The 26,753-nt window shown below is 71.6% G+C and carries 25 protein-coding genes; 18 read left to right on the forward strand and 7 right to left on the reverse strand.

Features of this window, described 5'->3' with window-relative positions:
- The first annotated feature begins 56 nt into the window (after window positions 1-56).
- Genes AB0B98_RS17765 through AB0B98_RS17780 form a run of 4 tightly spaced genes read left to right on the forward strand, consistent with a single transcriptional unit; the run spans window position 57 to window position 5,098 of the window.
- Window positions 57-1,133, forward strand: a complete 1,077-nt coding sequence (locus tag AB0B98_RS17765; RefSeq protein ID WP_357363797.1) for a hypothetical protein — start codon at window positions 57-59, stop codon at window positions 1,131-1,133.
- Window positions 1,134-1,189: 56 nt separating this feature from the next.
- Window positions 1,190-2,650: a sigma 54-interacting transcriptional regulator gene (locus AB0B98_RS17770; RefSeq protein ID WP_357363799.1), complete on the forward strand. Its 1,461-nt coding sequence runs from the start codon at window positions 1,190-1,192 to the stop codon at window positions 2,648-2,650.
- A gap of 2 nt (window positions 2,651-2,652) precedes the next feature.
- Window positions 2,653-4,605, forward strand: a complete 1,953-nt coding sequence (locus tag AB0B98_RS17775; protein ID WP_357363800.1) for a VWA domain-containing protein — start codon at window positions 2,653-2,655, stop codon at window positions 4,603-4,605.
- 28 nt (window positions 4,606-4,633) lie between these two features.
- A complete protein-coding gene (locus AB0B98_RS17780) occupies window positions 4,634-5,098 on the forward strand; it encodes a hypothetical protein (RefSeq protein ID WP_238666564.1) in 465 nt (154 codons plus the stop codon).
- A 372-nt stretch (window positions 5,099-5,470) separates the two neighbouring features.
- On the opposite strand, the gene AB0B98_RS17785 is transcribed toward AB0B98_RS17780, so the two are convergent.
- Entirely contained in the window at window positions 5,471-6,478 is a 1,008-nt protein-coding gene (locus tag AB0B98_RS17785; protein WP_357363802.1) for a helix-turn-helix domain-containing protein, read from the reverse strand.
- Between the two features lie 52 nt (window positions 6,479-6,530).
- Between AB0B98_RS17785 and AB0B98_RS17790 the strand changes: the two genes are divergently transcribed.
- Entirely contained in the window at window positions 6,531-7,835 is a 1,305-nt protein-coding gene (locus AB0B98_RS17790; protein ID WP_357363804.1) for an MFS transporter, read from the forward strand.
- A 19-nt stretch (window positions 7,836-7,854) separates the two neighbouring features.
- On the opposite strand, the gene AB0B98_RS17795 is transcribed toward AB0B98_RS17790, so the two are convergent.
- From AB0B98_RS17795 to AB0B98_RS17805, 3 genes are read right to left on the reverse strand one after another with little or no spacing between them, the layout of a single operon-like run.
- The gene (locus AB0B98_RS17795) at window positions 7,855-8,568 is read right to left on the reverse strand and encodes an RICIN domain-containing protein (RefSeq protein WP_357363806.1); all 714 of its coding nucleotides are present in this window, start codon (window positions 8,566-8,568) and stop codon (window positions 7,855-7,857) included.
- Between the two features lie 46 nt (window positions 8,569-8,614).
- A complete protein-coding gene (locus AB0B98_RS17800; RefSeq protein ID WP_357363807.1) occupies window positions 8,615-8,899 on the reverse strand; it encodes a DUF427 domain-containing protein in 285 nt (94 codons plus the stop codon).
- Window positions 8,900-8,936: 37 nt separating this feature from the next.
- Window positions 8,937-9,407, reverse strand: a complete 471-nt coding sequence (locus AB0B98_RS17805) for a YbaK/EbsC family protein (protein WP_357270631.1) — start codon at window positions 9,405-9,407, stop codon at window positions 8,937-8,939.
- A gap of 93 nt (window positions 9,408-9,500) precedes the next feature.
- Between AB0B98_RS17805 and AB0B98_RS17810 the strand changes: the two genes are divergently transcribed.
- The 8 genes from AB0B98_RS17810 to AB0B98_RS17845 all read left to right on the forward strand — a co-directional run bounded on the left by AB0B98_RS17810 (window position 9,501) and on the right by AB0B98_RS17845 (window position 18,386).
- Entirely contained in the window at window positions 9,501-10,898 is a 1,398-nt protein-coding gene (locus AB0B98_RS17810; protein ID WP_357363809.1) for an FAD-binding oxidoreductase, read from the forward strand.
- Window positions 10,895-12,238 carry a class I SAM-dependent methyltransferase gene (locus AB0B98_RS17815; RefSeq protein ID WP_238666557.1) on the forward strand — a complete coding sequence of 448 codons (1,344 nt, stop codon included), beginning with the start codon at window positions 10,895-10,897 and terminating at the stop codon, window positions 12,236-12,238. Before AB0B98_RS17810 ends, AB0B98_RS17815 begins: the two co-directional genes overlap by 4 nt.
- A 100-nt stretch (window positions 12,239-12,338) precedes the next feature.
- The gene (locus AB0B98_RS17820; protein ID WP_030490876.1) at window positions 12,339-12,896 is read left to right on the forward strand and encodes a helix-turn-helix domain-containing protein; all 558 of its coding nucleotides are present in this window, start codon (window positions 12,339-12,341) and stop codon (window positions 12,894-12,896) included.
- Window positions 12,889-13,758, forward strand: coding sequence for an SRPBCC family protein (locus AB0B98_RS17825; protein ID WP_238666555.1), 870 nt, complete (start codon window positions 12,889-12,891; stop codon window positions 13,756-13,758). The genes AB0B98_RS17820 and AB0B98_RS17825 overlap by 8 nt, the downstream gene beginning before the upstream one ends.
- Before the next feature lie 57 nt (window positions 13,759-13,815).
- Complete coding sequence (locus AB0B98_RS17830) at window positions 13,816-14,178, forward strand: zinc-ribbon domain-containing protein (protein WP_357363811.1); 363 nt, start codon at window positions 13,816-13,818, stop codon at window positions 14,176-14,178.
- Between the two features lie 316 nt (window positions 14,179-14,494).
- Window positions 14,495-16,750: an EAL domain-containing protein gene (locus AB0B98_RS17835; protein WP_357363813.1), complete on the forward strand. Its 2,256-nt coding sequence runs from the start codon at window positions 14,495-14,497 to the stop codon at window positions 16,748-16,750.
- A gap of 50 nt (window positions 16,751-16,800) precedes the next feature.
- A complete protein-coding gene (locus tag AB0B98_RS17840) occupies window positions 16,801-17,559 on the forward strand; it encodes a MerR family transcriptional regulator (RefSeq protein ID WP_238666552.1) in 759 nt (252 codons plus the stop codon).
- 53 nt (window positions 17,560-17,612) lie between these two features.
- Window positions 17,613-18,386 carry a hypothetical protein gene (locus AB0B98_RS17845; protein WP_238666551.1) on the forward strand — a complete coding sequence of 258 codons (774 nt, stop codon included), beginning with the start codon at window positions 17,613-17,615 and terminating at the stop codon, window positions 18,384-18,386.
- Window positions 18,387-18,393: 7 nt separating this feature from the next.
- On the opposite strand, the gene AB0B98_RS17850 is transcribed toward AB0B98_RS17845, so the two are convergent.
- The gene (locus tag AB0B98_RS17850) at window positions 18,394-19,710 is read right to left on the reverse strand and encodes a serine hydrolase (RefSeq protein WP_357363815.1); all 1,317 of its coding nucleotides are present in this window, start codon (window positions 19,708-19,710) and stop codon (window positions 18,394-18,396) included.
- 156 nt (window positions 19,711-19,866) lie between these two features.
- Here AB0B98_RS17850 and AB0B98_RS17855 point away from each other — a divergent pair, with 156 nt between their 5' ends.
- Window positions 19,867-20,151, forward strand: a complete 285-nt coding sequence (locus AB0B98_RS17855; RefSeq protein WP_238666549.1) for an antibiotic biosynthesis monooxygenase — start codon at window positions 19,867-19,869, stop codon at window positions 20,149-20,151.
- Window positions 20,152-20,170: 19 nt separating this feature from the next.
- On the opposite strand, the gene AB0B98_RS17860 is transcribed toward AB0B98_RS17855, so the two are convergent.
- The gene (locus tag AB0B98_RS17860) at window positions 20,171-21,712 is read right to left on the reverse strand and encodes a gluconokinase (protein ID WP_357363818.1); all 1,542 of its coding nucleotides are present in this window, start codon (window positions 21,710-21,712) and stop codon (window positions 20,171-20,173) included.
- Window positions 21,713-21,880: 168 nt separating this feature from the next.
- On the opposite strand from AB0B98_RS17860, the gene AB0B98_RS17865 reads away from it, so the two are divergent.
- The 4 genes from AB0B98_RS17865 to AB0B98_RS17880 all read left to right on the forward strand — a co-directional run bounded on the left by AB0B98_RS17865 (window position 21,881) and on the right by AB0B98_RS17880 (window position 26,236).
- The gene (locus tag AB0B98_RS17865) at window positions 21,881-23,032 is read left to right on the forward strand and encodes a hypothetical protein (RefSeq protein ID WP_357363820.1); all 1,152 of its coding nucleotides are present in this window, start codon (window positions 21,881-21,883) and stop codon (window positions 23,030-23,032) included.
- 45 nt (window positions 23,033-23,077) lie between these two features.
- Complete coding sequence (locus tag AB0B98_RS17870) at window positions 23,078-23,611, forward strand: hypothetical protein (RefSeq protein ID WP_357363822.1); 534 nt, start codon at window positions 23,078-23,080, stop codon at window positions 23,609-23,611.
- A gap of 144 nt (window positions 23,612-23,755) precedes the next feature.
- Window positions 23,756-24,880 (forward strand): epoxide hydrolase family protein, encoded by a 1,125-nt coding sequence (locus AB0B98_RS17875; RefSeq protein WP_357363824.1) that lies wholly within the window; start codon window positions 23,756-23,758, stop codon window positions 24,878-24,880.
- Window positions 24,881-25,030: 150 nt separating this feature from the next.
- Window positions 25,031-26,236 carry a hypothetical protein gene (locus tag AB0B98_RS17880; protein WP_357363825.1) on the forward strand — a complete coding sequence of 402 codons (1,206 nt, stop codon included), beginning with the start codon at window positions 25,031-25,033 and terminating at the stop codon, window positions 26,234-26,236.
- Between the two features lie 32 nt (window positions 26,237-26,268).
- On the opposite strand, the gene AB0B98_RS17885 is transcribed toward AB0B98_RS17880, so the two are convergent.
- Window positions 26,269-26,706 carry a VOC family protein gene (locus AB0B98_RS17885; protein WP_357363827.1) on the reverse strand — a complete coding sequence of 146 codons (438 nt, stop codon included), beginning with the start codon at window positions 26,704-26,706 and terminating at the stop codon, window positions 26,269-26,271.
- Between the last annotated feature and the right edge of the window lie 47 nt (window positions 26,707-26,753).

Raw genomic sequence — 26,753 nt, forward strand, 5'->3', positions numbered from 1 at the left:
GCGGGTTCACCGCTGGCCGGGAGGGAACCGGGCGGTCATCAGTCGAGGCTGAGAGCATGACAACGATCACTGCTTCCCCGCCCCGTACCGCCTCCCGTTGGCCCGACCGGTTCGCCCCACTGGCCGCCGGTTGGTTGGGCCTGTGGGGAGTGCTCGCCCTGATCGGCACGCTCACCGGTGCCGGCTACCCGTTCGGCCCGAACGACCCCCACGGCGGCGACGTCAGCCTGCTGCGCCTGGTACCGGTGGAGGTGGCCGCCCCGCTCTTCGCCGGCGTACTGCTCACCGCCGCGGTGGCCGCCCTGGCCATGAGCCGCCCGGCGGCGCGCCCACCCGGCCCGCTGCGGGCGCTGCTCGCCGGCTACGGCTGGGCTGTCGCGTTCGTGCTCGTCCTGGTCGTGCCGGATGTCCGAGTGCTGATCGTTCTCGGTTACCTGCCGATACTGATAGTCGGGGCGCCGTTCGGCTGGCCACCGATCGACTACTCCGACGTCTTCAACTGGGCGCTGTTCGGCCGGTTCGCGGCGCTGGCCGGCGGGCTGCTGCTGGTCGGAGCGGTGCTCGCCTGGCAGCGGCGTACCGCCGGGGCCTGCGTCGGCTGCGGCCGCGCCGACACCGGCCAGCGATGGACCACCCCGGCCGCCGCCACCCGCTGGGGCCGGTGGGCCGCCGGCATCGCCGCGGGCATCCCGATCACGTACGCGCTGACCCGGTTCGCCTGGGCGGCCGGCATCCCGCTCGGCATCTCCCGCGAGTTCCTGACCGAGATGCAGGACACCGGGCTGGTCTGGGCCGGGTTCGGGCTGGCCGCCTTCGCCACCGTCGGCGCGATCCTCACCCTGGGCCTGGTGCAGCGCTGGGGTGAGCGGTTCCCGCACTGGATGCTCGGGCTCGCCGGCCGTCGGGTGCCGGTGAAGCTGGCCGTGGTACCGGCCACCCTGGTTGCCATCTCCGTGACCGCGGCCTCGCTGGGGCTGCTCAGCAACCCGAAGTTCTGGGAACTCACCGGCGGGCTCAGCATCACCGGGGCGCCGATGCTGCTCTGGCCGGTGTGGGGCGTGGCGCTCGGCGCGGCCACCTACGCGTACCACCTGCGCCGCCGTGGCACCTGCCGGCGATGTGATCGGGGCTGAGGGCGGGAGTGGGGGTGCCCCTGATGCCCGGGGCGCCCCTGCGAATGTGAGCTAGCGTGGGTCGGGTGACTGCGCCTACCCCGGTAATCCCGGTTCCACCGGCCGACCTGCCCGGCACGCTCGGCGCGCTACGGGCGGCCGGTCACCAGTACCGCACCGTCAAGCAGGAACTCCGCGACAACCTCCTCGCCCGGATGCGCTCCGGCGAGACCCGTTTCCCCGGCATCGTCGGCTACGACGACACGGTGCTGCCCGAGGTCGAGCGGGCCCTGCTCGCCGGGCACGACATGGTGCTGCTCGGCGAGCGCGGCCAGGGCAAGACCCGGCTGATCCGCTCCCTGGGCGCGTTGCTCGACGAGTGGACCCCCGTACTGCCCGGCTCGGTGCTCAACGAGCACCCGATGCACCCGCTCACCCCGGCGTCCCGCGCCCAGGTCGCCGAGGCGGGCGACGACCTGCCGATCGGCTGGCTGCACCGCTCGATGCGGTACGGCGAGAAGTTGGCCACCCCGGACACCAGCGTCGGCGACCTGATCGGTGACGTCGACCCGATCCGGATCGCCCAGGGCCGTACCCTCGGCGACCCGGAGACCATCCACTTCGGGTTGGTGCCGCGCACCAACCGGGGCATCTTCGCCGTGAACGAGCTGCCCGACCTGGCCGAACGCATCCAGGTGGCACTGCTCAACGTGCTGGAGGAGCGGGACATCCAGGTTCGCGGCTACCAGCTGCGCCTGCCGCTGGATCTGCTCCTGGTGGCCAGCGCCAACCCGGAGGACTACACCAACCGGGGCCGGATCATCACCCCCCTCAAGGACCGGTTCGGCGCGGAGATCCGCACCCACTACCCGGTCGACCTGGAGCTGGAGCTGGCGCTGATCCGCCAGGAGGCTGACCTGGTCGCCGAGGTGCCTGAGCACGTGCTGGAGGTGCTGGCCCGCTTCGCCCGCGCCGTCCGGGAGTCGCCGTCGGTGGACCCGCGCTCCGGCGTCTCCGCCCGATTCGCCATCGCCGCCGCCGAGACGGTCGCCGGTGCCGCGCTGCGTCGCGCCGGTCTGCTCGCCGCCTCCGACACCCCGGAGGGACGCCCCGAGGCCGCCGTTGCCCGCGTCGGCGACGCGGTGTCGGTGACCAGCACGCTGCGCGGCAAGGTCGAGTTCGAGAGCGGCGAGGAGGGCCGGGAGACCGAGATCCTCGCGCACCTGCTGCGTACCGCGACCGCCGAGACGTTCCGGGCCCACCTGGCCGGGCTCGACCTGTCCGGGTTCACCGCCCTGGTCGAGGACGGTGCCGCGATCGAGACCGGCGAGTTGGTCAGCGCCGCCGAGCTGCTGCGCCAGGTCGGCACCGTACCCGGGTTGGCAAAGGTCCTGGACCGGCTCGACCTGGGCGACGCGCCCACCTCCGAGGAGGCCGCCGCCGCCGTCGAGTTCGTGCTGGAAGGGCTGCACCTGACCCGCCGGCTCGGCAAGGACGTCACCGACTCGGGGCGCACCGTCTACGGCGGCCGGGGCTGACAGTGGCCGGCAACCGGTTCCGTTACGGGCAGTGGAACGGCGGGCCCGACCCGCTCGCACCCCCGTACGACGTGCGTGAGGCGGTGGACGCGGTCGGCGCCGAGGTGCTGGCCGGCGGCAGCCTGCGGGAGGCGCTGCGTGACCTGCTGCGCCGTGGCCCGCAGGGACGGGGTGGCCTGGACGACCTGGCCGCCCGGGCTCGGCGGTTGCGCCGGGAGGCGCTGCGCAGGGGCGACCTGGACGGGGCGGTGACCCGGGCCCAGGCCCTGCTCGACCAGGCACTCGCCGCCGAGCGGGACGAGCTGCGGGGTCGCGACGACGACGCCGCGCGGTTCGCCGAGGCAGTGCTGGACAATCTGCCCCGCTCGACGGCGCGGGCGGTGGAGGAGCTGTCCGGCTACCAGTGGGCCAGCGACGATGCCCGCCGCTCGTACCAGCAGATCCTCGACCAACTCCGCGACGACGTGCTCGGCCAGCGCTTCGCCGGGCTGAGCGAGGCGGTGCGCGCCTCCGCCGACCCGGCCGCCCAGCAGCGGCTCGCCGAGATGATGGGCGACCTGAACGACCTGCTCGCCCGGCACGGTCGCGCGGAGGACACCACCGACGCCTTCGCCGAGTTCATGCGCCGACATGGCGACTTCTTCCCGGAGAAGCCGGAGAACGTCGACGAGTTGATCGACGTGTTGGCCCGTCGGGCGGCGGCCGGTGAGCGGCTGATGAACTCGCTCTCCGAGCGGCAGCGCGCCGAGCTGGCCGGCCTCATGCAGCAGTCGCTCGGCGACCGCCTCGCGGGGGAGTTGTCGGCGCTCGACGCGAACCTGCGCGCGCTGCGGCCCGATCTGCGCTGGGGGCGCGGCGAGCGGGTCCGCGGCGACCAGCCGCTGGACTACGCCGACGCGGCCGGCGCGCTGGGTGAGATCGGCGACCTGGACGACCTGCTGGACCAGCTCGACCAGGAACACCCGGGGGCGACCCTCGACGACGTGGACGTCGACGCGGTGGCGCGCACGCTGGGCCGGGACGCGGCCGACGACGTTCGCCGGCTGCGCGATCTGGAGCGGGAGCTACGCCGCCAGGGTTGGGTCAGCCGGGACGCGGAGGGGCTCACGCTGAGCCCGAAGGCGCTGCGCCGGCTCGGCGGGACCGCGCTGCGGCAGGTCTTCGCGGAGCTGACCGCCGGGCCGCGCGGGCAGCACGACCTGCGCTCGGCCGGTGCGGCGGGCGAGGTCAGTGGCGCGTCCAGGCCCTGGCAGTACGGCGATGAGCAACCGTTGGACGTGGTCCGGACGTTGACCCGGGCGGTCAGTCGGGCCGGGCCGACGGTCCCGGTGCAGCTCGCGGTGGACGACTTCGAGGTGGTGGAGACCGAGAGGCGTGCCTCGGCCGCTGTGGTGCTCTGCGTCGACCTGTCGTACTCGATGATCTCTCAGGGTCGTTGGGGGCCGATGAAGCAGACGGCGCTGGCGTTGGCACACCTGATGGAGACGCGCTTCCCACAGGACGCCCTGCAGATAGTGGGCTTCGGCCGGGAGGCGATGACGCTCACCCAGCAGGAGTTGGCGGCCGTGGAGCCGGACATGGAGCAGGGCACCAACCTCCAGCACGCGCTGCGGTTGGCGGGCCGGCACCTGCGGCGACACCCGGACGCCGAACCGATCGTGCTGGTGGTCACCGACGGCGAGCCGACCGCGCACCTGGACCCGGACGACGGGGAGGCGCTGTTCCACTGGCCGTCGCTGCCGGAGACGATCGAGGCGACGGTCCGCGAGGTGGACCGTCTGAGCCGTTACGGTGCCACGCTCAATCTGTTCATGCTCGGCGACGACCCGGGTCTGCGGCGCTTCGTCGACGCGGTGGCCCGCCGCAGCCGGGGTCGCATGTTCACGCCGGACACCGGAGACCTGGGCGAGTACGTGGTCAGTGACTACCTCCGCTCCCGCCAATCCCGCCGCTAACTCCCGCCGCTGCGGGTTGACTGGGGGGATGGAGAGCGGGGGATTGCGGCGGGCTTACGGTGCCCTGTTCGCGGAGGTCGACGCTGGCGGGTTCGGTCCGGCTCCGGAGGGGCAGCTCAGTGCCGAGCAGATCGTCGCGCATCTGGTAGCCAACGATGAGCTGATGATCCAGGCCACCGAGGCGTTGCTGGCCGGGTCGCCGTTCGCCTACTACGAGTTGGCGGAGGACATGCACCGCCCACAGCTCGACGCGCTCGCCGCCGAGCACTGTGGTCTGCGTGGCCTCACCGCGCTGCTGCACGGCACCAGCGACCGGTTGTGCGGGCTGGTCGACCAACTCGGCCTGGCAGCGGAGACCCCGGTCGAGACGCACCTACGCGAGGGCTTCGACCTCATCGTCGACGAGCCGCTGCCCTGGTCCCGCACCCTGGACCTGCACACGAGGGTGCACCTGCCCAAACACCAGTCCCAACTGCACCGGCTCCGGTCCTGAGCGCCAAAGACACTCGGCCCAAATGGCCCCGAGAAGCCGTCGGCCGGCCGGCGTGGCGGCGTGGCGGCGTGGCGGTGTGGCGGTGTGGCGCAGAGTGTCGAGGCTGTTGCCACGTTGAGCGTGATGTCGGTGAGTCATCGTGATGACTCACAGACATCACGCTTGTTGACCTACCCGACCTCACCCCAAGCTCTCCGTCGATCTTGCACATACTGTCCCGGCAAAAGCGGCATAAGTGGATGTTTGGGCGACAGTAAATGCAAGATCGCGGGTGCGCGGGTGCGCGGGTGCGCGGGTGCGCGGGTGCGCGGGTGCGCGGGTGCGCGGGTGCGCGGGTGCGCGGGTGCGCGGGTGCGCGGGTGTGCGGGTGGGTCAGGGTTTGGCTAGGGCGGGGCGGGGGTGGAAGGTGCGGCGGTAGGTGGACGGGGCCACGCCGATGCGTTGGTGGAGTTGCTGGCGTAGGGCGGCGGTGGTGCCGAACCCGCAGCGGTGGGCGATCTGGTCGACTGTGAGGTCGGTCGTCTCCAGCAGCAGTCTCGCGTGGTCGGTGCGCTGTTGCAGCAGCCACTGCGCCGGGCTCAGGCCGGTCTCCGACCGGAAGCGTCGGGTGAAGGTGCGCACGCTCATCCGCGCCTGCTCGGCCAGATCGCGCAGTGCGATCGGCTCGTGCAGCCGTTGCCGCGCCCACTCCCGGGCTCCCGCCGTGCTGGTGTCGGTCGCCTTCGGCACCGGCTGCTCGATGTACTGCGCCTGACCGCCGTCGCGCCACGGTGGCACCACACAGCGGCGGGCCGCCCTGTTGGCCACCTCGCTGCCGTGATCGAGGCGGATGACGTGCAGGCAGAGGTCGATGCCGGCGGCGACTCCGGCCGAGGTGAGCACCCTGTCGTCGGCGATGAAGAGCACACCCGGATCGAGGTCCACCCGGTCGTGCAGGCGGCGGAACCGCTCGGCGTACGCCCAGTGGGTGGTCGCCCGCCGCCCGTCGAGGAGCCCGGCGGCGGCGAGCACGAACGCTCCGGTGCAGATCGACATGATCCGGGCGCCCCGCTCGTACGCCGCGCGCAGCGCCCCGGTCACCTCCGGGTCGGCGATGCCCGTTGTCAACGCGGTCCCGTCGTGGATGCCCGGGACGATCACCGTTTCCGCTGTGTCGAGCAGCTCCAGACCGTGGTCGGGGACCACCTGGAAGCCGGCGGTGCTGCGCACCGGCTGCCCGCCCGGGGTGCACACCCGGACGTCGTAGAAGGGGGTTCCGTCGGCGGCCCGGGCCGTGCTGAAGACCTGCGACGGGGTGCCGAGGTCCAGGCCGACGACCTGGTGCAGCGCGAGTACGGCGATCCGGTGCGGGCGAGCGCTCATGGCCCGATTATTGCGCATGATGGCTTTCCGGCCACTCGTCGAGGTGGGTGGCCCGGCTCAGACTTGTCAGGTGACCAAGAACCGCCGTCTGCATCCCGCCTGGCTGGTCGCCGCCGTCGCCTTCGTGGCGTTGGTCGGCGCGGCCGGCTTCCGCGCCACCCCGTCGGTGCTGCTGCACCCGCTGCACGAGGAGTTCGGCTGGCCCCTGGCCACGATCTCCGCGGCCGTCTCGGTCAACCTGCTGCTCTACGGGCTCACCGCGCCGTTCGCCGCCGCTCTGATGGACCGGTTCGGCATTCGCCGGGTGGTCTCGGTCGCGCTGCTGCTGGTCGCCGCGGGCAGCGGGTTGACGGTCTTCATGACCGCCAGCTGGCAGCTCCTGCTCTGCTGGGGTGTGCTGGTGGGGCTGGGCACCGGCTCGATGGCGCTGGCGTTCGTGGCCACCGTCACCGGCCGTTGGTTCGTCCACCGACGGGGCCTGGTCACCGGAGTGCTGACCGCGGGCGGGGCGGCCGGGCAACTGGTGTTCCTGCCACTGATCGCCATCCTGGTGCGCGACCACGGCTGGCGTACCGCCGCGCTCGTTGTGGCAGGGGCGGCGCTGGCTGTCGTACCCCTTGTGGTGTGGCTGCTGCGCGAGCACCCGGCGGATCTCGGCCTGCCCGCCTACGGGGCGACCGAGGTCGTCGCGGCCCCGCCGCCGACCGGCGGCGCGGCGACCCGGGCGCTCGGCGCGCTGGCCACCGCGGCCCGGACCCGACCGTTCTGGCTACTGGCCGGCGGCTTCGCGATCTGCGGCGCGACCACCAACGGCCTGGTCGGTACGCACTTCGTGCCGGCCGCGCACGACCACGGCATGGCTCAGACCACAGCGGCCGGGTTGCTCGCCCTGGTGGGGCTCTTCGACATCGTCGGCACGATCGCCTCCGGCTGGCTCACCGATCGGGTGGACAGCCGGTTGCTGCTCGGCGCGTACTACGCGCTGCGCGGGTTGTCCCTGCTGGTGCTGCCGAGCCTCTTCTCCGGCACCGCCGAGCCGAGCATGCTGGTGTTCATCGTCTTCTACGGCCTGGACTGGGTGGCCACCGTGCCGCCGACGGTGGCGCTGTGCCGGGAGTACTTCGGTAGCGCCGGGGCTGTGGTGTTCGGCTGGGTGTTCGCCGCGCACCAGCTCGGCGCTGCTGTCGCCGCGACCGGCGCGGGCCTGGTCCGGGACCGGCTGGGCGACTACGCGATGGCCTGGTACGTGGCGGGTGCGCTGTCGATCGGCGCCGCCGGGCTGTCTTTGCTGCTGCGCCGCCGACCGGGCCGAGGAGTACCGGAGGCCGTGCTGGCCGCCGCCACCGCGCCCAGGGCGTGGAGCTTCCGCGGCTGAAACGCGACGCGTCGGCCGGTCAGCTCAGTGCCCACTGCTGGGCCGGCCGGCCGTCGCACTGTCGCTGCCGGATGTCATCGCCGGCCTCGACGGCGTCGTCGTCGGCCTGGGCGCACTTGTTGCTGTGCGCGGCGATGAGCAGCACCGCGCTGGTGCCGGTACCGCCGAACCGCCACTGCTGGTTGGCTCCACCGTGGCAGGGGAACTGGAGCAACCGCGCGCCGTCGTCCCGACTGCCACCCTCGACGTCGAGGCACTGCCCGTACGCGGCGTTGGTCACCGTCAGCACGCCCGCGCCGGCCGGGCTGACCACCCACTGCTGCTCCGGAGCGCCGGTGCACACGGCCAACTCGGCCTTGGCCTCCTTACCGTCACCGTCGAGCCCCAGGCAGAGGCCCGAGGCGGCGCGCAGCACCCGGGGCCCGGTGGGCGGGGCGGCCGGCGTGCTGGTCGACGGGGTCGGTGACGGCTCGGTCGGTGCGGCCGGGCTCGGCTCGCCCGCCGGTGCGCTGGGCTGCGGCGCGCTGGACGGCGTACCGACCGACGCCGGCACCGACGGCTCGTCGTCACCGTCGAGCAGCCCGGTGGCGAAGACGACCCCCAGGAGTACGCCGACGGCCCCGACCGCCACCGCGACCCGCAGCAACGGATCGGCCAGCGGCCCGGAGCGCGGTGCCCGGTGGCCGCCGTAGACGGTGCCGGCGGGGTCGGGGCGTTCCTCGGGCGCGGACATACGCGCCATCCTCACCCACGACGTCGCGCCGGAGCCAGCCCGGCGGTCAGTCGACGACCCGGACGTCCTTCCAGAACGCCACCCGGTCACGCACCATCTCGGCGTCCGGCTTGGGCTCCGGGTAATACCAGACCGCGTCCTTGCTGGTGCTGCCCTCGTGTTCGAGGGAGTAGTAGGAGGCGGTGCCCTTCCACGGGCAGACGGTGTGCGTGGCGGACTCGCGGATCAGGTCCTCGCGCAGGGCGGAGCGGGGAAAGTAGTGGTTGCCCTCCACCAGCACGGTGTCGTCGCTCTCGGCGACGACCAGGTCGTTCCACACGGCTTTTGGCATGTCCCCACAGTAGGCCGCGCCGCCGCCCCGGCAGCGTTCAGCGGGTGGGCTGCGCGTCGGTGACGTCGGCCACTGTGGCATCGAGGGCGGCTATCGCGGCGTCGGCGTCGAGCGCGATGGCGAGACCGCGCTCGCCAGCACCGAGGGTGATCTCCCGGCCGCGTAGTCGCTCGTCGGCGACCACGGGCCAGGCGGTGCTCGCGCCGAACGGGGTGATGGTGCCGCGTTCGTAGCCGGTGGCGGCCAGGGCACCGGCCGCGTCCGGCATGGAGAGCCGGTGCACACCGAGCAGAGCGCGCAGCTTGGGCCAGGAGATGACCCGGTCGCCGGGGGTGAGCACGAACAGGTGATCGTTTTCACCGCGCCGGACCACGATCGTCTTGACCACGTCGGGGACGGCCACGCCCCGGGCGGCGGCGGCCTCCGCGAGACTGCCGACCGCACCGTGGCTGACCAGCCGATACGGCAGTTGGGCGGCGTCCAGGGCGGTGATCGCTGGCGATGGCATGCCCGCCACGGTAGCCGTCGGGCCTGCCACCGGACGGGAAACTGCCACGGCCGACATCCCACGGTTTCCAAACGGCGAGCGTAAGGTGATCACATGCGCGCTGAGCGTGTGGATCAACCGATTGACCATGATCAAGCGGTGGACACGCTGCGGCGGTCGTACGCCGCGGTGCCCACGGGCGAGCCTGTCCGGCTGGCCAAACGCACCTCCAACCTGTTCCGTCCCCGGTCCGCTCCCCGGACTCCGGGGCTCGACGTGAGTGGCCTGAACGGCGTGCTGTCGGTCGACCCGGCTGGCCGTACCGCCGACGTGCAGGGCATGTGCACCTACGAGGACCTGGTCGACGCGACGCTGCCGCACGGCCTGATGCCGCTCGTGGTGCCGCAGTTGCGCACCATCACGCTCGGTGGCGCGGTAACCGGCCTCGGGATCGAGTCGACCTCGTTCCGCAACGGCCTGCCACACGAGTCCGTCCAGGAGTTGGACGTGCTCACCGGCTCCGGCGAGATCATCACCGCCCGGCCCGACGGCGAGCACGCCGACCTGTTCACCGCGTTCCCCAACTCGCTGGGCAGCCTCGGTTACGCCACCCGGCTACGCATCGAGCTGCAACCGGTCGGCCGGTACGTGGCGTTGCGCAACGTCCGGTTCACCCAACTCGAGGCGTTGACCGACGCGATAGCGGAGGTGACCGCCACCCGGTCCTGGGCCGGCGAACCGGTGGACGCGATGGACGGGGTGATGTTCAGCCCCGGCGAGGCGTACCTGGTCCTCGCCACGTTCACCGACGTGGCCGACCCGCCCAGCGACTACACCGGTCAGGCGATCTACTACAGGTCGCTGCGCCAGCGCACCCGCGACGTGCTCACCGCGTACGACTATCTGTGGCGCTGGGACACCGACTGGTTCTGGTGCTCGTCGGCGTTCGGTGCGCAGCACCCTGTCGTGCGCAGGCTCTGGCCGGCGCGTTACCGGCGTAGCGACTTCTACCACCGACTGGTCCGGCTGGAGCATCGCCATCAGGTGGCGGCCCGGATCGACCGGCTGCGCGGGCAACCGGCCCGGGAGCGGGTCGTGCAGGACGTGGAGATCCCGCTGGACCGTACTGCGGACTTCCTGCGTTGGTTCGCCGGCGCAGTGGGAATGAACCCGGTGTGGCTGTGTCCGTTGCGACTGCGTGAGCCGGCGGGGCCCGGTTCGGCGCGGTCCTGGCCGCTGTATCCGCTGCGGCCCGGGCAGGACTACGTCAACATCGGGTTCTGGGGGAGCGTGCCGATCGCGCCGGGCGCCGCCGACGGCGACGTCAACCGCACGATCGAACGCAGGGTGTCGGAGTCGGGCGGGCACAAGTCGCTCTACTCCGACGCGTACTACGACCGGGACGCCTTCGATCGCCTCTACGGCGGCGACACGTGGCGCGCGGTGAAAGACCGCTACGACCCGGACCACCGGCTGACGGGACTGTACGAAAAGGCGGTAGCACGAGCATGAGCCTGACCGACAGAGATCAGGGGGCGGCGAGCGTTCCCGCCACCCCGCCGGCGGGGGGCCGGCACACGGGTCCGACAGTCGCGGATGTCGTCCGCGCTGTCACCACTGGGCCGTTGCCGGTGCGGATCACCGGGTACGACGGCAGCGCCGTCGGCCCGTCCGACGCCGGCATCACCCTGGCGATCCAATCCGAGCGTGGGCTGTCGTACCTGCTCACCGCACCGGGTGACCTGGGCATGGCCCGGGCGTACGTCAGTGGCGACCTGGCGTTGCAGGGCGTGCACCCGGGTGATCCGTACGAGGCGTTGCGGGTGCTCAAGGACGAGTTGCGGTTACGCCCACCGTCGCTCGCCGAGGGGCTGGCGCTGGTTCGTGGGCTGGGCTGGGAGCGGCTGATGCCGCCACCGGCGCCGCCGCAGGAGGCGCAGCCCCGCTGGAAGCGGGTGATGAACGGGCTGCGGCACTCGCGGGTGCGGGACAGCACCGCCATCTCGCACCACTACGACGTCTCCAACGCCTTCTACGAGAAGGTGCTCGGCCCGTCGATGACGTACACCTGCGCGGTTTTCCGGTCTCCCGACGACACGCTGGAGCAGGCCCAGGCGGCGAAGTACGACCTGGTCGCCGGCAAGCTGGCGCTGAAGAAGGGGATGCGGCTGCTGGATGTCGGGTGCGGCTGGGGTGGCATGGTGCGCCACGCCGCCCGCGAGTACGGCGTCAAGGCCCTCGGGGTGACCCTGTCGAAGGCGCAGGCGCAGTGGGCGCAGGCCGCGATCGAGCGGGAGGGGTTGACCGAGCTGGCGGAGGTGCGATACCTGGACTACCGGGACGCGCCGGCCGAGCAGTTCGACGCCATCTCCTCGATCGGGTTGACCGAGCACATCGGGGTGCGCAACTACCCTGCCTACTTCGGGGCGCTGCGTAGCCGGCTGCGGCAGGGCGGGCGCCTGCTCAACCACTGCATCACCCGGGCGGACAATCGCGCGCCGCACCGCTCGGGCGCGTTCATCGACCGGTATGTCTTCCCGGACGGTGAGCTGGCCGGTCCGGGCCGGTTGATCAGTGAGGTGCACGACGCCGGGTTCGAGGTGCACCACGAGGAGAACCTGCGTCAGCACTACGCGCTGACGCTGGCCGCCTGGTGCCGCAACCTGGTTGAGCACTGGGACTACTGCGTCTCGGAGGTGGGCGCGGGCACCGCTCGGGTGTGGGGGCTCTACATGGCCGGGTCGCGGATGGCGTTCGAGCGCAACGGCATCCAACTGCACCAGGTGTTGGCCACGCACAACGGCCCGAACGGCGTGAGTGGCTACCCGTTGCGACCGGACTGGTTGCCCTGATCACCTGCTGACCGCCGCCTGAAGCCGCGCCGAAAAAGTCGGCGCGGCTTCTCGCGAAGCGATTGACAAAGAAGTTTTGTACGTACAAACTGATTTTGCCATGAGAGATGTCCTGTACCTGGAACAGATCGAGCAGGCCGAAGTCCTGCTCAAGCCGCAGCGCGTCGAAGTGCTGCGGCAACTGGCCGAGCCGCGCACCTGCACCGAGGTCGCGGCCCGACTCGACCAGACGCCACAGCGCGTCTACTACCACGTCAAGCAGCTCGTCGCGGCCGGCCTCGTCGAGCTGGTGAACGAACGCAAGGTCCGCGGCATCACCGAAGGCATCTACCAGGCCGCAGCCCGGTCCTACTGGCTCTCCCCGCGACTCGTCGGCCGGATCGGCCTGCGCCGTGCCCGCGACGAACTGAGCCTGGGCTACCTGCTCGACCTGATGGAGGAGGTCCAGGCCGACATCGCCGGCCTGGACCGGGCGGCGCCCGAGCTGCCCTCGATCGGGGTCTCCGGCGAGATCCGGGTGCCGGCAGAGCAACGACAGCAGTTCCTGCACGACCTGCAAACCGCACTTCAGGACCTGTTCACCCGCTACGGCGGCAGCGAAGGAGATGCCTTCAAGCTGGCCGTCGCCTGCTATCCGAAAGGGAACGACAATGAGTGAGCCGATGAAGGTCAAGGCCCGTCTCTCCGCGCCCGTCGGGCGCGTCCGCCAGGCTCTGACCGACCCGGCCGAGCTGCGTCTCTGGCTGGCCGAGCACGCCGAGGTCGAGCTGCCCCAGCGGTACGAGTTCTGGGGTCGCTACACGCCCGAGGGCGACGCCCCGCACCAGCGGCTGCTGCACGCCGACGACGACACGCTGCGCTTCGGCTGGCTGCTCGACGGCGTGGAGACCACCACCGAGTTCCAGCTCACCGCCGAGGGCACCGACAGCACGGTGCTGACGCTGATCCAGAGCCACTTCGACTTCGCCGAGGCGATGAGCGGCTCCACCATCCGTGGCGTCCTCCAGACGTTCTGGGCGCTGTCCATCGCCAACCTGGCCGCCCACCTGGAGGGCAAGCCACTGCTGCCCCGCACCGACTTCACCTCCGCCGACCTGCGCGGTGAGCTGGTCATCGCCGCCCCCGCCGACAAGGTGTGGGAGTCGCTGACCGACTCCGAGCAGGCCAGCGCCTGGTTCGGCTACCCGATCGGCATCGAGCCCTGGGTCGGCGGCCGGTACGCCATGGGCGGCTTCGAGACCGGTTACGCGGCCAAGGTCGTCGACCTGGAGCCCGGCCGCCGGATGTCCGTCGACTGGGGGCCGACCGGCGTGACGAGCTGGGAGCTGGCCGAGTCCGGTGGCCGGACCACGCTGACCTTCGTGCAGAGCGGCTTCGACGAGGCCAACCCCCCGTACGGGGCGTGGAGCGGGTCGGTCGCCGGGCTGTTCGAGCTGCGTCGCTTCCACGAGGTGCCGAACTGGCAGCCGATCTGGCTCTCCGAGGAGATCCCCGGCCTGGAGCCCGCAACGTCCAGCTGACGCCTTGATCACCTCGCCTTGATCACCTCGCCTTGATCGTGCTCGATCAGGGATGTAGTGGCCTCGTTCACCCAGGAGGCCACTACATCCTGGATCGAGCACGATCTTGTGCATGCGGGCCCGATCGTCGGAGATCCGGTGGCGGGATCTGGTGACTTTTCGCTGTCGAGTGGGTACTGGCGGGCGATGTTCTTCATCTTTGGTCTGCGTACCAAGGTCGACCGGTCCGGCGTCGTGCAGCAGGTCTGCCGCCACTGCGGCAACCAGGCCGCGCAGGTGATCACCCGCCGCTCGACGAAATTCACACTCTTCTTCATCCCCCTCATTCCGATCCGCACCCGGTACGCGCAGCAGTGCACGTTCTGCGGGGCGGAGTACGAGATTGCCAAGTCCGACGCCGAGCGCCTCCCGGTCGGCTGATCCGACGATGGAACGCTTCCTCTGCTGGCTGATCGGCCGGCCGACGCCCTCCGCCGACGTGGCAGTGCACACCGTTGCCCGCCCGCCCTGCACCCCTGGCCGACGCAGACGCCGCCGCGCACGCCGTCCGGTGGCCGGCACCGCGCTGCCCCGTTCACCCTGGAACCGGTCCGCGGGCCGCTGACCAGAGGCGCGAGCCGCAGCGGGGGTGCACGTTCGGCCCTGGCGGCGTTTCTGAGCGCTGGTTAGGCTTTCGGGGTTTGCCGTGGACCGGCGCCGCCGAGGGTGCACGCACGACGAAAGAGCCGGAGCGACCGTGTCCCGACAGGACGGAAAGCAGGCTGCGGGGACGCTCAACCCCGTCGGCGTGTTCGTCGCGGCTGCTGTCATCCTGCTGGAGGCGGGCTGGTTGGTCGCCGCGTTGCCCGGCGCGGCGCTGGTCAGCGACATCGGCGCGATGCTTGTCGCCGGTTGGGCGACGCTCGCGTGCGTCGGGGTGGCCCGTCGACATCCGGCGCCGCTGCGCCGGTTCTGGGTGCTGCTCGCCCTCACCATGGCGCTCGCCGCGACCGGCCGGGCGATCTGGACCGTGCAGCGGCTCGTCGGCGGCGACCTGCCGCACACGCCGGCGGTCGGGGTGGTCTTCACCGCCGGCATCCTCACCGGCACTGCCGCGCTGCTCAGCTCGCCGTCCGCACCGAGGACCACCGTCGGGCGGGCGCGTACGTTGCTGGACGGGGTGATCGTCGCCCTGGCCCTGGTGCCGATCGGTTGGGTGCTGGTCTTCCGTGGGGTCGCCGCCGCCGAGCTGGCCGACCCGGCGCGCACGCTGGGGCTGCTCTTCCCGATGTTCGACCTGATGCAGCTCACCATCCTGGTCGCGGTCTCCGGGCCGGCCCGGCCGATGTGGCGGCCGATGACAGTCCTGGCGGCGAGCCTCACCCTGCGGGTCGTCGCCGACGTCGTCTATGTGTCGCTCGTCGCCCGCGCCGACTACACCGCCGGTCACCCGATCGACCTGTGCTGGCCGTTGAGCTACCTGCTGATCGGCCTGGCCACCCGGAACCCGCCGCCACCGGACTGCGACGGCACCGACGACACCGCCGAGTCGCCGCTGCCGCCCTGGTGGCGGGTGGCGTTGCCGTACCTGCCGGTGGGTGGGGCGATCATCGCTGTGGTGCTGGCCCGCCGGCCCACCGGGCAGACCCCGCAGCTGGTGTTCGTGACCATGATGGTGTTGCTGGCCGCCCTCGCCGTCCGGCAGGGGCTGGCGGCCAACGAGAACCTCCGGTTGGTGGCCCGGCTGCGCCGGCTCGCGTACGGCGACCAGCTCACCGGGCTGCCCAACCGGCTGTTGTTCAACCGGCGGCTGCGCCTGGCCCTGCGCCACGGGCGGCCGGTGGCGGTGCTGCTGCTCGACCTGGACGGGTTCAAGCAGGTGAACGACAGGTTCGGGCACGCCACCGGTGACACCCTGCTGACCGGGCTCGCGGCCCGGATGCACACCGCCGTGAACGGCGACGGCACCATCGCCCGGCTCGGCGGTGACGAGTTCGCCGTGCTGGTCGACGGCGACCGGCCGGTGTCACCCGAACGGCTCGCCGAGCGGCTGCTGGACGCGTTGCGGCCCTCCGACGACGAGGAGGACGTCGGGGTGCACCCGTCGGCGAGCATCGGCATCGCCGAGTACGGCCCCCAGCACGCCTCGCACAGCGACCTGCTGCGTGACGCCGACATCGCCATGTACGCGGCCAAGGCGGCCGGGAAGTCCGCGTACCGTACGTGCACGGCGACGTTGCGCGAGTCGGCTGTCTCCCGCGCCGAGTTGATCGCCGACCTGCGTCGCGCTGTCGACGAGGACCAGCTGCACCTGGAGTTCCAACCCATCGTCGACCTGACCACCGGCGCGGTACGCAGCGCCGAGGCGTTGGTGCGCTGGCGGCACCCCCGGCTGGGGATGTTGCCGCCGGCGAAGTTCCTGCCGTTGGCCGAGGAGACCGGGCTGATCCTGCCGATCGACCGGTGGGTGATCCACGAGGCGTGCCGGGCCGCCGCGACCTGGCGGGGTCGAGCGCCGGACGCGACAGTCGCTGTGAACATCGCCGCCGCGCATCTGCGCCGCCCGGACCTGATCGCCACTGTCACCGCGGCGACCAGCGCCGCCGGGCTGGCGCCACGGGCGTTGACACTGGAGTTGACCGAGTCGGCGCTGATCGAGGGCACCGAGGCGGTGTTGGAGCGGCTGCACCAACTCCGGGAGTTGGGCATCCGGATCGCCATCGACGACTTCGGCACCGGCTACTCGTCGCTGAGCTACCTGCACCGCATCCCGGCCACCGAGTTGAAGATCGACAGGTCGTTCGTGGCTCGGCTGGGCACCGACGACCGGGCGTACGCCACTGTCGAGATGGTCACCCGCCTGGCCGGCGCGTTCGATTTGGCGGTGGTCGCCGAGGGGGTGGAGACCGAGCGTCAGCACGAGGCGGTCACCGCGATCGGCTGCCCACGAGGCCAGGGCTATCTGTACGGGCGGCCGGACGGCCCCGCAATGGTGGGCCAGAATCGGAGTTGACTCTCACGTAACGGCAGGCAGGAGCCTGGTTCCCGGAAGGGAGGGGGACCATGGCGTACACGGTGGGTCAGGTCGCGAAGGTGGCCGGCGTGACGGTGCGGACGCTGCACCACTACGACGAGATCGGGTTGCTCTCGCCCAGCGGGCGCACCTCGGCCGGTTACCGCCGCTACGACGACGCGGACCTGCAACGGCTGCAACTCGTCCTGTACTACCGGGAGCTGGGTTTCCCGCTTGAGGAGATCACCGCGATCATCGACGACCCGGCGGCCGATCCGGCCGCGCACCTGCGCCGGCAGCACGAACTGCTGACGGTACGGCTCAAGCGGTTGCAGGAGATGGTCACGGCGATCGAGTTCGCGATGGAGGCGAGCAAGATGAACATCCAACTCACGCCGGAGGAGCGGTTCGAGGTCTTCGGTGACTTCGACCCGGAGGAGCACCAGGCCGAGGCGGAGCAGCGCTGGGGTGACACCGACGCGTACCGGGAGTCGAACCGGCGGGTCGCCCGTTACAGCAAGGACGACTGGCTGCGGAACAAGGCGGAGAACGAGGACTGGGGTCGGCGGATCGTCGCGCTGATGGCCTCGGGGGCACCGGCGGACAGCCCGGAGGCGATGGAGTTGGCCGAGGAGCACCGGCAGCTCATCAGCCGCTGGTTCTACGAGTGCTCGTACGAGATGCAGACCGGGTTGGCCGACATGTACCTGGCCGACGAGCGGTTCACCGCGCACTACGAGAACATCGCGCCGGGGCTGGCCGCGTATCTGCACGAGGCGATCCACGCCAACGCGATCAGCCGGGCGTGACGGGGGGCGGTCCGGCTAGTCTGGCCGGACCGCACCGCCCGGGGGAGATGACAGTGCAGAAACCGAAGCTGATCGCCGCTGGCGTCATCCTCGCCGTGGCCGTCGCCGCCGGGGTGTGGGCGTTCGTGACCACCGGAGACGAACCCGATGAGGGTCGGCCGGCGGCGTCGGCGGGCCCGACCGAGGCGATCGGTGTGCTCAGGGCCGCCGCCGGGAAGGTCGACCAGCAGACCTACAGGCTGGCGTTGAGCAGCGGCGGGACGACGGGCGGGGACGCCACGCTGGTCCTCTGGGACCCGAAGGCGAAGCGTGGTCTGGAGACCACCTCCCTGAAGGTGCCCACCGGCGAGGTGAAGATCGAACGGTTGACCACCGGACCGGACGTCTACGTGCGGATCAGCGCCCCGGACCGGCGCGTTCCGGTCTGGGACGGCAAGACGTGGTGGCATGTCGGCGCTCCGGGTTCACCCCCCGCCCAGCAGGGCCTGGACAACACCAGACTGGCCAGCACCCTCAGCACGGCGACCGCCGTCCGGCAGACCGGTGCGCGTGAGTACGCGGGCACACTGGACCTGCGCCAGAGCGGCGCGGTGCTGGGCAACGGGGTCGGCGGTGTGCTCGGTGACCGGGCCGCCGCGGTGCCGTTCACCGCTGCCGTCGACGAGCAGGGTCGGCTGGTCCGCTACCGCATCGAGTTGGCCAGCCAGCAGTCGGAGGTCGCCCAGCTCGACCTGACGTACTCGGATTTCGGGCTGCCGGTGTCGGCGGACCCGCCGGCGGCCGACCTGGTCGGCGAGGACCCGCCGGCGAACATTCCCGGCGCCTGAGGTCGGCTCACTCCTCGACCGCCCCGGCGACCGGGGTGACCAGGAAGTCGTAGACGGTGCGGGCCATCCGCCGGACCGTCTCGTCGCCCGTGGCCATGGGACCGGCGGTGAGGAACGCGACGGCGGTCTCGGTGCCGGGGATCAGGTAGTAGCCGACGTCGTGTGAGGCGTCCGGCAGGTCACCGGTCTTGTGGGCCACCGGCACCCCGGGCGGCAACGCCGCCGGGATCTTCGTGTTCAGTGTCTGCTCCCGCATGAACCCGATCATCAGGTCGCGGGTTGCGGGGGTGAGAATCTCGCCGTCCCAGACCGCGCCGAGCAGTGACACCACGTCGTCGGGGCTGGTGTAGTTCTCCTCGCCGCGCTGGGCCGCCGCGCTGTCGAGCATCCGGCGGGCCAGGATGGTGGACCGTTGGTTCATCGAGTCGATCAGCGCGTTGACGGGGGCGAACCCACCCAGGTAGGTGATCAGCACGTTCGCGGCCACGTTGTCGCTGTACTTGATCAGATACTGGGCGAGCCGGTGCACTGTGACCACCTGCGGGAACGTCTCGAACTGCAACTGGCCGGTGCCGCCGACCACGTCCTCCGGGGTGACCAGCACACCGTCGTCGAGGAAGACCTGTCCACAGTCGACCCGACGCAGCAGTTCGACGAGGATCCACAGCTTGATGACGCTGGCCGCCTTGGGGCGCAGCGATCCGTTGACGGCGATCTGCTGGTCGCCGTAGCGGCCGGACAGGTCGCGGACGGTGACTCCGGCCGGGTTGAGGCTCGCGTCGGCGACCACCCGGGCGAGCTGCCCGCTGAGCGGGAACAGCCGGGCCCCGGCGACCGGGTCGGTGGGCGGCTGCGGGCTGGTGACCACCACGCCGGTCAGCGTCGTCGGCGGGCGGTGCCGTTGGATCACCTCCAGCGTGCCCTCACTGCGCCCCACCAGCGGCACCCGGTAGCGGTAGGCCGTTCCTCCGACCACGACAGCCCCGCTGGCCACCCCGGCGGCGACCCGCATCGTCGGGTCGGCGACCCGGCCGGTGTCGCCGTCGCAGGCGCGGTAGCGCACCGTGTGCCCGAGTGAGTCCACAGCGAACACCCCGCCGGGAAACGACAGCCAGGACACCTCGCTGGTCGGTGGGCGCTCCGGTGTGGGGTCCACCCCGGGCTCGTGGCTCTCCGCGACGGGCGCTTGGCCTGGACCGTCCGCGGTGGCCGGCCCGGTCGTCGCGAGCACCGCGAGCGCGACCGCCGCCGTCAGCACCTTCAGTGGTACGCGGGCAGAGTTCCCCAGCAGGGAAGATGAGCGCCTCTTGTCGCTTTTTTTCACGTTTGCACGATATGAAGCGCCGGGGGCTGGTGAGGCCGACGGGACCGGTGTCACCCGTCTGGGCGGGGATGTCCTGACGAGCGTGATGACACAGAGACATCACGATGACGCACAGGCATCATGCTCATCAGCAACCCCCATCTCTGGAGGTCCATCATGTTGATCATCGCCGGCAGTCTGCAGGTCGAACCGGGCACCCGCGAGGCGTACCTGTCCGACTGCGAACAGGTCATCGCGCGGGCGCGCGCCACCGCCGGCTGCCTCGATTTCCTGCTGGCGGCCGACCCGTTGGAGCCCGGCCGGATCCACGTCTACGAACGCTGGGAGTCACCGGAGCAGTTGGCCGCGTTCCGTGGCTCCGGGCCGGACGACGCGCAGGAAGTGGCCATCCTCGACGCCGACGTGCAGCGCTACCTGATCGCCGCCGTCGAAGCGCCCTGACCCGGCGAGCCGGCACCGCTCACTCCTGCGGTTCGGGGCCGGTGGGCAGGCCGGGTGCCATCCGGCGGATCGAGGTGAAGGTGGGCGTGAGGGCCTCGTACAGCTCGGCGAAGAGCGGCAGCAACGCCGCGTAGGTGGCGGCGGCGGCCGGGTCGGGGCGGACCGTCTCCTCGATTCGCACCAGGTCCGCGGCGACGTCGATGCTGGGGATCAGCCCGAGCGCCTCCATACCGAGCAGCGCCGCACCGAAGCTCGACCCCTCGTGCGCGGCCGGGAAACTCACCGGCAGGCCGAGGGCGTCGGCCAGCATCTGCCGCCACAGGCCGCTGCGGGCGAAGCCGCCACCGGCCCGGACCTCCCGGACCTCGTTGCCTGCCGCGCGCACCGAGCTGAGCACCAGCGCGAGCTGCTGGCAGACGCCCTCCAACGCGGCCCGCACCAGATGCTCGCGGCGGTGTGCGTGGGTCAACCCCACGTACGCGCCGCGCGGCAGGGCGCTCCAGTGTGGTGCCCGTTCGCTGTGCAGGTACGGCAGCATGATGAGCCCACCCGAACCGACCGGCGCGCGGGCCGCCACAGCCACCAGTTCCTCCTCGGAGTGCTCGCCCAGGTCCGGTGCGAGCGCCGCGCCGGCCCACTTGAGCACGATGCCGCCGTTGTTTATCGCGCCACCGACAGCCCAGCGATGCTCGGTCAGCGCGTAGCAGAACACCCCGCCGAGCGGGTCCACTCCGGGCCGCTCAACCATCACCCGCATCGCCCCGCTGGTGCCGATCGAGCAGGCCACCATGCCGGGGTGCACCGCGCCCAGGCCCAGGTTCGCGAGCGGCCCGTCGCCCGCGCCGACCACCACCGGCGTGCGTTCCGGTAGGCCGGTCTCGGCCGCGGCCTGCGGGGTCAGTGTGGGCAGCACGGCGGTGGTGGCGACAAGCTGTGGGAGCTGTTCCGTGGTGATGCCGGCGATGGTCAGCGCCTCGCGGTCCCACTCCAGCTTGTGGATGTCGAGCAGGCCGGTGGCCGAGGCGATCGAGTGGTCGGTGACCAGCGCGCCGCAGAGCCGCAGCAGCACCCAGTCCTTGATGCCCACCCAGTGCGCCACCCGCTCGAAGAGTTTCGGCTCCTGCTCGGCGAACCAGAGCAGCTTGGGCAGCGGCGACATCGGATGCATCGGCGTGCCGGTACGCCGGTGCAGGGCCAGCCCCGACGGCACCGCCCGTAACCGCTCGGCCTGCCGGGTGGACCGCGAGTCGGCCCAGGTCACCGACGGAGTCAGCGGATTGCCGTCCCGGTCCAACCCGATCAGGCTGTGCATGGCGGAGCCGAACGACAGCCCGGCCACCGGCTGGACCAACTCGGCCACGACGATGCTGATCGACTTGAGCACCGCGTCGAGGATGAGCTGCGGGTCCTGCTCGGCGTAGCCGGGTTGCGGGTTGTTCAGCGGGTAGTCGGCCAGGTGACTGCCGAGCTGCCGCCCGTCGGTGTCGTACGCGACGGCCTTGGTGCTCGTGGTGCCGATGTCGACCCCGATCACGACCCCGGGCAGCGTGACACGCGGCACGACCGTCACCCCCTCGGAAACATGAACGTCGGCATCAGTATCCCCCTATCGTGCTGGTTGCTCCGCCGATCGGGTACTTCGCCCGTTTCGGCGTTTCCGTGCGGCGCGCCGGACCTGTTAAACCTCGTGACACCCCAGATTGGTGGCCAGCGCGGCGAAGGAGTCGGCGTGGCGAAGACTGATTCGACGGGTTCCACCTGGCGGTACCGGTGGGCGCACCGGCAGAACGTGCGGCGGGTCAGCACGTACCGCGGCGCTGAGGCGGCGTGGCGGCGACGCGACGACGAGTTACGGCGGCTACGCGCCCTGGCCGCCGACTTCCAGGGCTCGGCGGCCGCCGGCGCGGGGCTGGCATTGGAGCTGGCCGCCGACGAGGTGGTGCTCTGGGCGCTACCCGCCGCGCAACTGGTCGAGGTGCGGCACAGCACCGTGCTGCCCGCGCCGGACCTCACTGTCGCCCCGCGAACCGGGCAACTGCGCCCGCGCCGCCCGGACGGCGTACGCGTCACCGACGCCGGCATGGCCGTGATCACCAGCCGTCGGCTCGTGCTGCTCGGCGGGCGGGGCCGGCGCGACTGGGCGTACGGCCGGATTACCGGCCTGGCCCACGACCCGGCGGCGCCCGTCACCCTGATCCAGGTGCTGGACCGACGGAGCACCTCCGGGTTGTTGCTGCCCACCGACGCGACACCGGACTTCCGGTTCAAGCTCACACTGGCCTTCGCCGACGCGATCGAGCAGCGCGCCGCGGTGATCGCCCAACTCGACGAGCTGATCGCCGAGCACGCCCAGCTCAAGCCGTTCCGGCCGGCCGCGGCCACCCCCGGGCAGGCCCGGCTGTCGTCGTTGGTGCCCGGTGGCCGCAGGACCATCGCGGTGGCGGCGGCCATCGCGCTGCTGGTGCCGGCGGCGCTGATCGAGTCGGACCCGTCCGACCCGACCGGTGGCGCGGAGGTCGCCGTCGCCGCCACCCCGGCGCCCACCACCAGCGCGGCGCCCGCGCGGATCCGCCAGGCCGGCCCGGCGCTCGCGCTGAAGACCCCGCCGCCCAAGCCGACACAGTCACCACGCCCGTCGCCCAGCGCCACCCAGCGATCGCGCTGCGGGGGACCGGAGAACCCACTGGGGTACGGCTTCTGCGGCGGCACCCGGATCCGCAAGCCGGCCGCCGAGGTGTGCGACTGGTTCGACTGCGTACCCCAGTTCTGGGCCGGTCGCGGTTACCTCGTGCAGTGCCGCGACGGTTCGGTCAGCCTGGCCGGCGGCCGGTCCCACGCCTGCGCCGAGCACCAGGGCGTGCGGAGAACCATCACAAAGTGACCGATTCGGGGCCTGAAGTCCGCTTCGCTCGGCCAGAATGATCGAGTGGAGATCCGGTCTGACGATGGCGCTCGGGTGCGGGTACGCCCCGTCGGCTACCAGCCCGGCATCGACCCGCCCGACGACCTCGACGGGGCCACGTCCGGCTGGCACGACTGGCTGCTCATCGAGGTGGACGCCCGCACCGCCGACGGCCAGACCTGGTCGCACCACTACCCGAGCCTCATGGTGGAGGAGGCCCGCGCGCTCGGCGGCTGGCTGCACGGGCAGGCCACCGCCGCCCTCGGGCTGAGCGCGCCACCGGCGATGGTCCGCTTCACCGAACCCAACCTGGCCCTGCGCAGCCGGGTGCTGCGCCGCCGCCGGCTGGAGCTGATCGTGGAGTTCTCCGCCGAGTCACTGCCACCGTGGATGCGCCGCCCGTCCAGCGCGATCTACCCGCTGATCCTCACCGTGTCCGCTGACGCCCTCGCCACCGCCGCCGAACACTGGGCCGAGCACTGCGAGGCATACCCACCGCGTACCCAGTCGAGGTTCCCGGCCCACGGCCCGCAGCCGTACCGGCGGCGAGCCGGCTGATCACCGTCAGGTACGGTGATCGTCGTCAGCCACGAGAGGAGGTGAGCCCGGTGACCATCCACCGTCATTCCTGGGCGCTCCTCTCCGCCGTCCCCCTCAGCTGACCTCTCGCGTCGAGGAGCGCCCTCCTTTTCCGGAGGACCAATGTCTGTCTCTTCGTTCCGCATCGACGTCCCCGATGCGGTTCTCGACGACCTACGGGCCCGACTGGCCCGTACCCGATTCACCGACCGCAGCGGCAACCAGCCGTGGCAGGGCGGCGTCGACCCCGACTACCTGCGGGACCTGGTGTCCTACTGGCACGACGGGTACGACTGGCGCGCTCGCGAAGCCGAGCTCAACGCGTACCCCCAGCACCTGGCCGTCGTCGGCGGCCGGAAGTTGCACTTCCTGCACGTCCGGGCCGCGCGCCCGGCGGGTACGCCCGCGCCGTTGCCGTTGATCCTCAGCCACGGCTGGCCCAGCAGCTTCATCGAGATGCTGCCCCTGGTCGACCGGTTGACCAGCCCTGCCGGCGGCGGCTTCGACGTGGTGGTGCCGTCACTGCCCGGCTTCGGCTTCTCGGAGGTCCCGAACGAGCCGGTGACCCGGGCGCTGCTGGCTCGGACCCTGCACGAACTGATGACCGACGTGCTCGGCTACGAGCGGTACGGCGCCTTCGGCGGCGACGTCGGGGGAGTGGTCACGGGCTGGCTGGGCGCCCTCTATCCGGAGCAGGTGGCCGGCATCCACATGATCCATCCACCGTTTCCGGCCAGCTTCGACGCCCGCCCACTGTCGGCGGCCGAGCAGGCGTACCTGGACGCCGAAGCCGCGTACGACGAGACCGACGGCGGCTACAGCGCCATCATGGGCACCCGCCCGGACACTCTCGCGGCGGCGCTCGCCGACTCACCCGCCGGGCTGGCCGCGTGGATCGTCGACAAGTACCGCGACTGGAGCGACAACCACGGTGACCTGGCGAACAGCGTCGACCGGGACACCCTGCTCACCATCATCACGCTCTACTGGGTGTCGGGCACCATCGGCTCGTCGTTCCGGCAGTACGCCGACTTCGACCACAACACACCACGACCCGACATCACCGTGCCGGCCGCGTTCACGGTGAGCACCGAACCCGCGCAGGCCAACTTCCCTCGCTCGATCGCGGAGCGGGCCTGCCTCGACATCCGGCACTGGAGCGAGCCGGGCCGGGGCGGGCACTTCATGCCGCTGGAGGAGCCGGATCTGCTGGCCACTGAAATGAGGCAGTTCTTCACCTCGCTGTAGGGCGATGCGCGGCGGCGGAGCCGAGCCCAGCGTGGTCGGCTCCGCCGCTGCCGGAAATTCTCTCCTTTCGGACGCAACGGGATGCATCGATCCGGGTCGCGTTGCCTGTCACGTACGTGAGCGGTTGTACCGCGTGTGACCGTGACGTCTGTGTCCTGTGCCCCCTGGCGGATCGCCTGGGCCGAGCGCGAGAACGAGCGCCGGCAGCGCGCGTACCGCGACGCCACCGACGCCTGGCGGCGCCGCGACGACCACCTGGCCCGGCTCCGCATCGAAGCCGCCAGCTTCCTCGGGTGTACGCAGCCCCGCGCCGGCCTACCGGTGGACCTCGACGACGACGAACTCGTCTTCCGCGTCCTCCCCGTCGCCACGCTCGTCGAGGCCGAAGCGCGGCACATCCCCGGCCTACCCAGGCCGGACGGCTTCTGTTCCTTCGCCGAGGCTTCTTCCGAGGCCCTGCCGGCGGGCCTACGGGCCGTCGACACCGGCATGGCCGTCGTGACCAGCCGACGGGTGGCCTTCGGCGGTCGGGAACACCGGCGCGAATGGCGGTACGCCGACCTGGTCGGCCCTGCCCACCACCCCGACGTCCCGGTCACCCTGCTGCCCGACCGCAGTCGACTTGATGGGTTGCTGGTCCCGGCGGGTGCCGTGGTGAACTTCCGCTTCTATCTCACCCTCGCGGCTGCCGACGATCGCGCTGCCGTCATCGCGCAGGTCGACGCGTTGCTGGCCGCACACCGGGCCGCCCCGCCTGCGCCAGTTGTGTTGGTGGACCCCGACGACGCGCCGCTGACGGCGGTACGCCCCGACCGGCGGGCGCTCGGCGCTGCCGCCGTCGCGGCCGTGGTCTTCGTGACGCTCGGCCCAGGTGCTCTGGGACCTGGCGCGTGGGGGGCTCGCGGGCCGGTGCCCTCGGCGGAGATCGTCGCCTTGGACCTGCCAAGGGCAGGGGTGGGCCTCGTTCCGATCGGTCCCGTCGGGCCGGCGGCACCCAGGTCACGGGTCGGCCTGGCCGACAGTGCCGTATGGATCCCGCCGCACGTCCCGGCTGTCCGGCCGTCGGCTGTCTCCACAGTGGCGGAAGCCGCTGTCGTGGTGGCCCTGCCGCCGACAGTTGCGCCGTCCGTCGATCCCGCACCGTCGGCCAGTTCGGTGCCTACGCCTGGTCCGGTCCCCACTACCGACCCGCCCGCGTCGGCCTTGCCGACGCCGCCCGTCGTGTCGGCCTCGCCGACGCCGAGCCCGGCTGTTACGGCGACGCCCTCAGCGGATCCGGGGCTGCTGACGATCTGTCTGGACCCTCTTCAACTGCCGTTGCTGGACCCGCTGCTCTGCCCGACTCCGGCGCCCTGATCAGCGATCGTGCCTGACGGCCTGGCGTTTGCTCAGCTCATGGCGCTGAAGTCGGGGACAGTGAGGGAGCCGTCCTCCGCGAGGGTGAAGCCGGGGTTCCAGGCGATCTCCCACAGGTGGCCGTCCGGGTCGGCGAAGTAGCCGGCGTAGCCGCCGTAGAAGGTCTCAGCGGCCGGCTTGGTCACCGTGGCACCGGCCCTGGTCGCCGTGGCGATCACCTCGTCTACCTCGGCCCGGGAGCGGACGTTCTGGGCGAGGGTCATCCCACCGAAGCCAGCGCTGCCCGGGTCGTCGATGCCCGCGTCTTCGGCCAGCTTGTCGCGGCCCCACAGGACGAGAGCCAGGCCGCCGGCCTGGATGAAGACCGTCTCCTCGACCTCCTGGCCCTGCCAGCCGAGCTGCTCGTAGAACGCTTTCGCGCGGGATACGTCCGCGACTCCGAGGGTGACGAGGCTGATCCGCTGCTCCATCCCTTCAACCTAACGCCAGGAGTACTCCCGCATCCCTCCCATAGCGT

It is taken from the genome of Micromonospora sp. NPDC048947 (assembly GCF_040649495.1).
GTDB lineage: Bacteria > Actinomycetota > Actinomycetes > Mycobacteriales > Micromonosporaceae > Micromonospora > Micromonospora alfalfae.

Excerpts from the sequence above, each read along its gene's own strand:
- AB0B98_RS17765 (WP_357363797.1), top strand. The coding sequence starts at position 57 with ATGACAACGATCACTGCTTCCCCGCCCCGTACCGCCTCCCGTTGGCCC.
- AB0B98_RS17780 (WP_238666564.1), top strand. The coding sequence starts at position 4,634 with ATGGAGAGCGGGGGATTGCGGCGGGCTTACGGTGCCCTGTTCGCGGAG.
- AB0B98_RS17785 (WP_357363802.1), bottom strand. The coding sequence starts at position 6,478 with ATGCGCAATAATCGGGCCATGAGCGCTCGCCCGCACCGGATCGCCGTA.
- AB0B98_RS17795 (WP_357363806.1), bottom strand. The coding sequence starts at position 8,568 with ATGTCCGCGCCCGAGGAACGCCCCGACCCCGCCGGCACCGTCTACGGC.
- AB0B98_RS17800 (WP_357363807.1), bottom strand. The coding sequence starts at position 8,899 with ATGCCAAAAGCCGTGTGGAACGACCTGGTCGTCGCCGAGAGCGACGAC.
- AB0B98_RS17805 (WP_357270631.1), bottom strand. The coding sequence starts at position 9,407 with ATGCCATCGCCAGCGATCACCGCCCTGGACGCCGCCCAACTGCCGTAT.
- AB0B98_RS17810 (WP_357363809.1), top strand. The coding sequence starts at position 9,501 with ATGCGCGCTGAGCGTGTGGATCAACCGATTGACCATGATCAAGCGGTG.
- AB0B98_RS17815 (WP_238666557.1), top strand. The coding sequence starts at position 10,895 with ATGAGCCTGACCGACAGAGATCAGGGGGCGGCGAGCGTTCCCGCCACC.
- AB0B98_RS17820 (WP_030490876.1), top strand. The coding sequence starts at position 12,339 with ATGAGAGATGTCCTGTACCTGGAACAGATCGAGCAGGCCGAAGTCCTG.
- AB0B98_RS17825 (WP_238666555.1), top strand. The coding sequence starts at position 12,889 with ATGAGTGAGCCGATGAAGGTCAAGGCCCGTCTCTCCGCGCCCGTCGGG.
- AB0B98_RS17840 (WP_238666552.1), top strand. The coding sequence starts at position 16,801 with ATGGCGTACACGGTGGGTCAGGTCGCGAAGGTGGCCGGCGTGACGGTG.
- AB0B98_RS17855 (WP_238666549.1), top strand. The coding sequence starts at position 19,867 with ATGTTGATCATCGCCGGCAGTCTGCAGGTCGAACCGGGCACCCGCGAG.
- AB0B98_RS17875 (WP_357363824.1), top strand. The coding sequence starts at position 23,756 with ATGTCTGTCTCTTCGTTCCGCATCGACGTCCCCGATGCGGTTCTCGAC.
- AB0B98_RS17885 (WP_357363827.1), bottom strand. The coding sequence starts at position 26,706 with ATGGAGCAGCGGATCAGCCTCGTCACCCTCGGAGTCGCGGACGTATCC.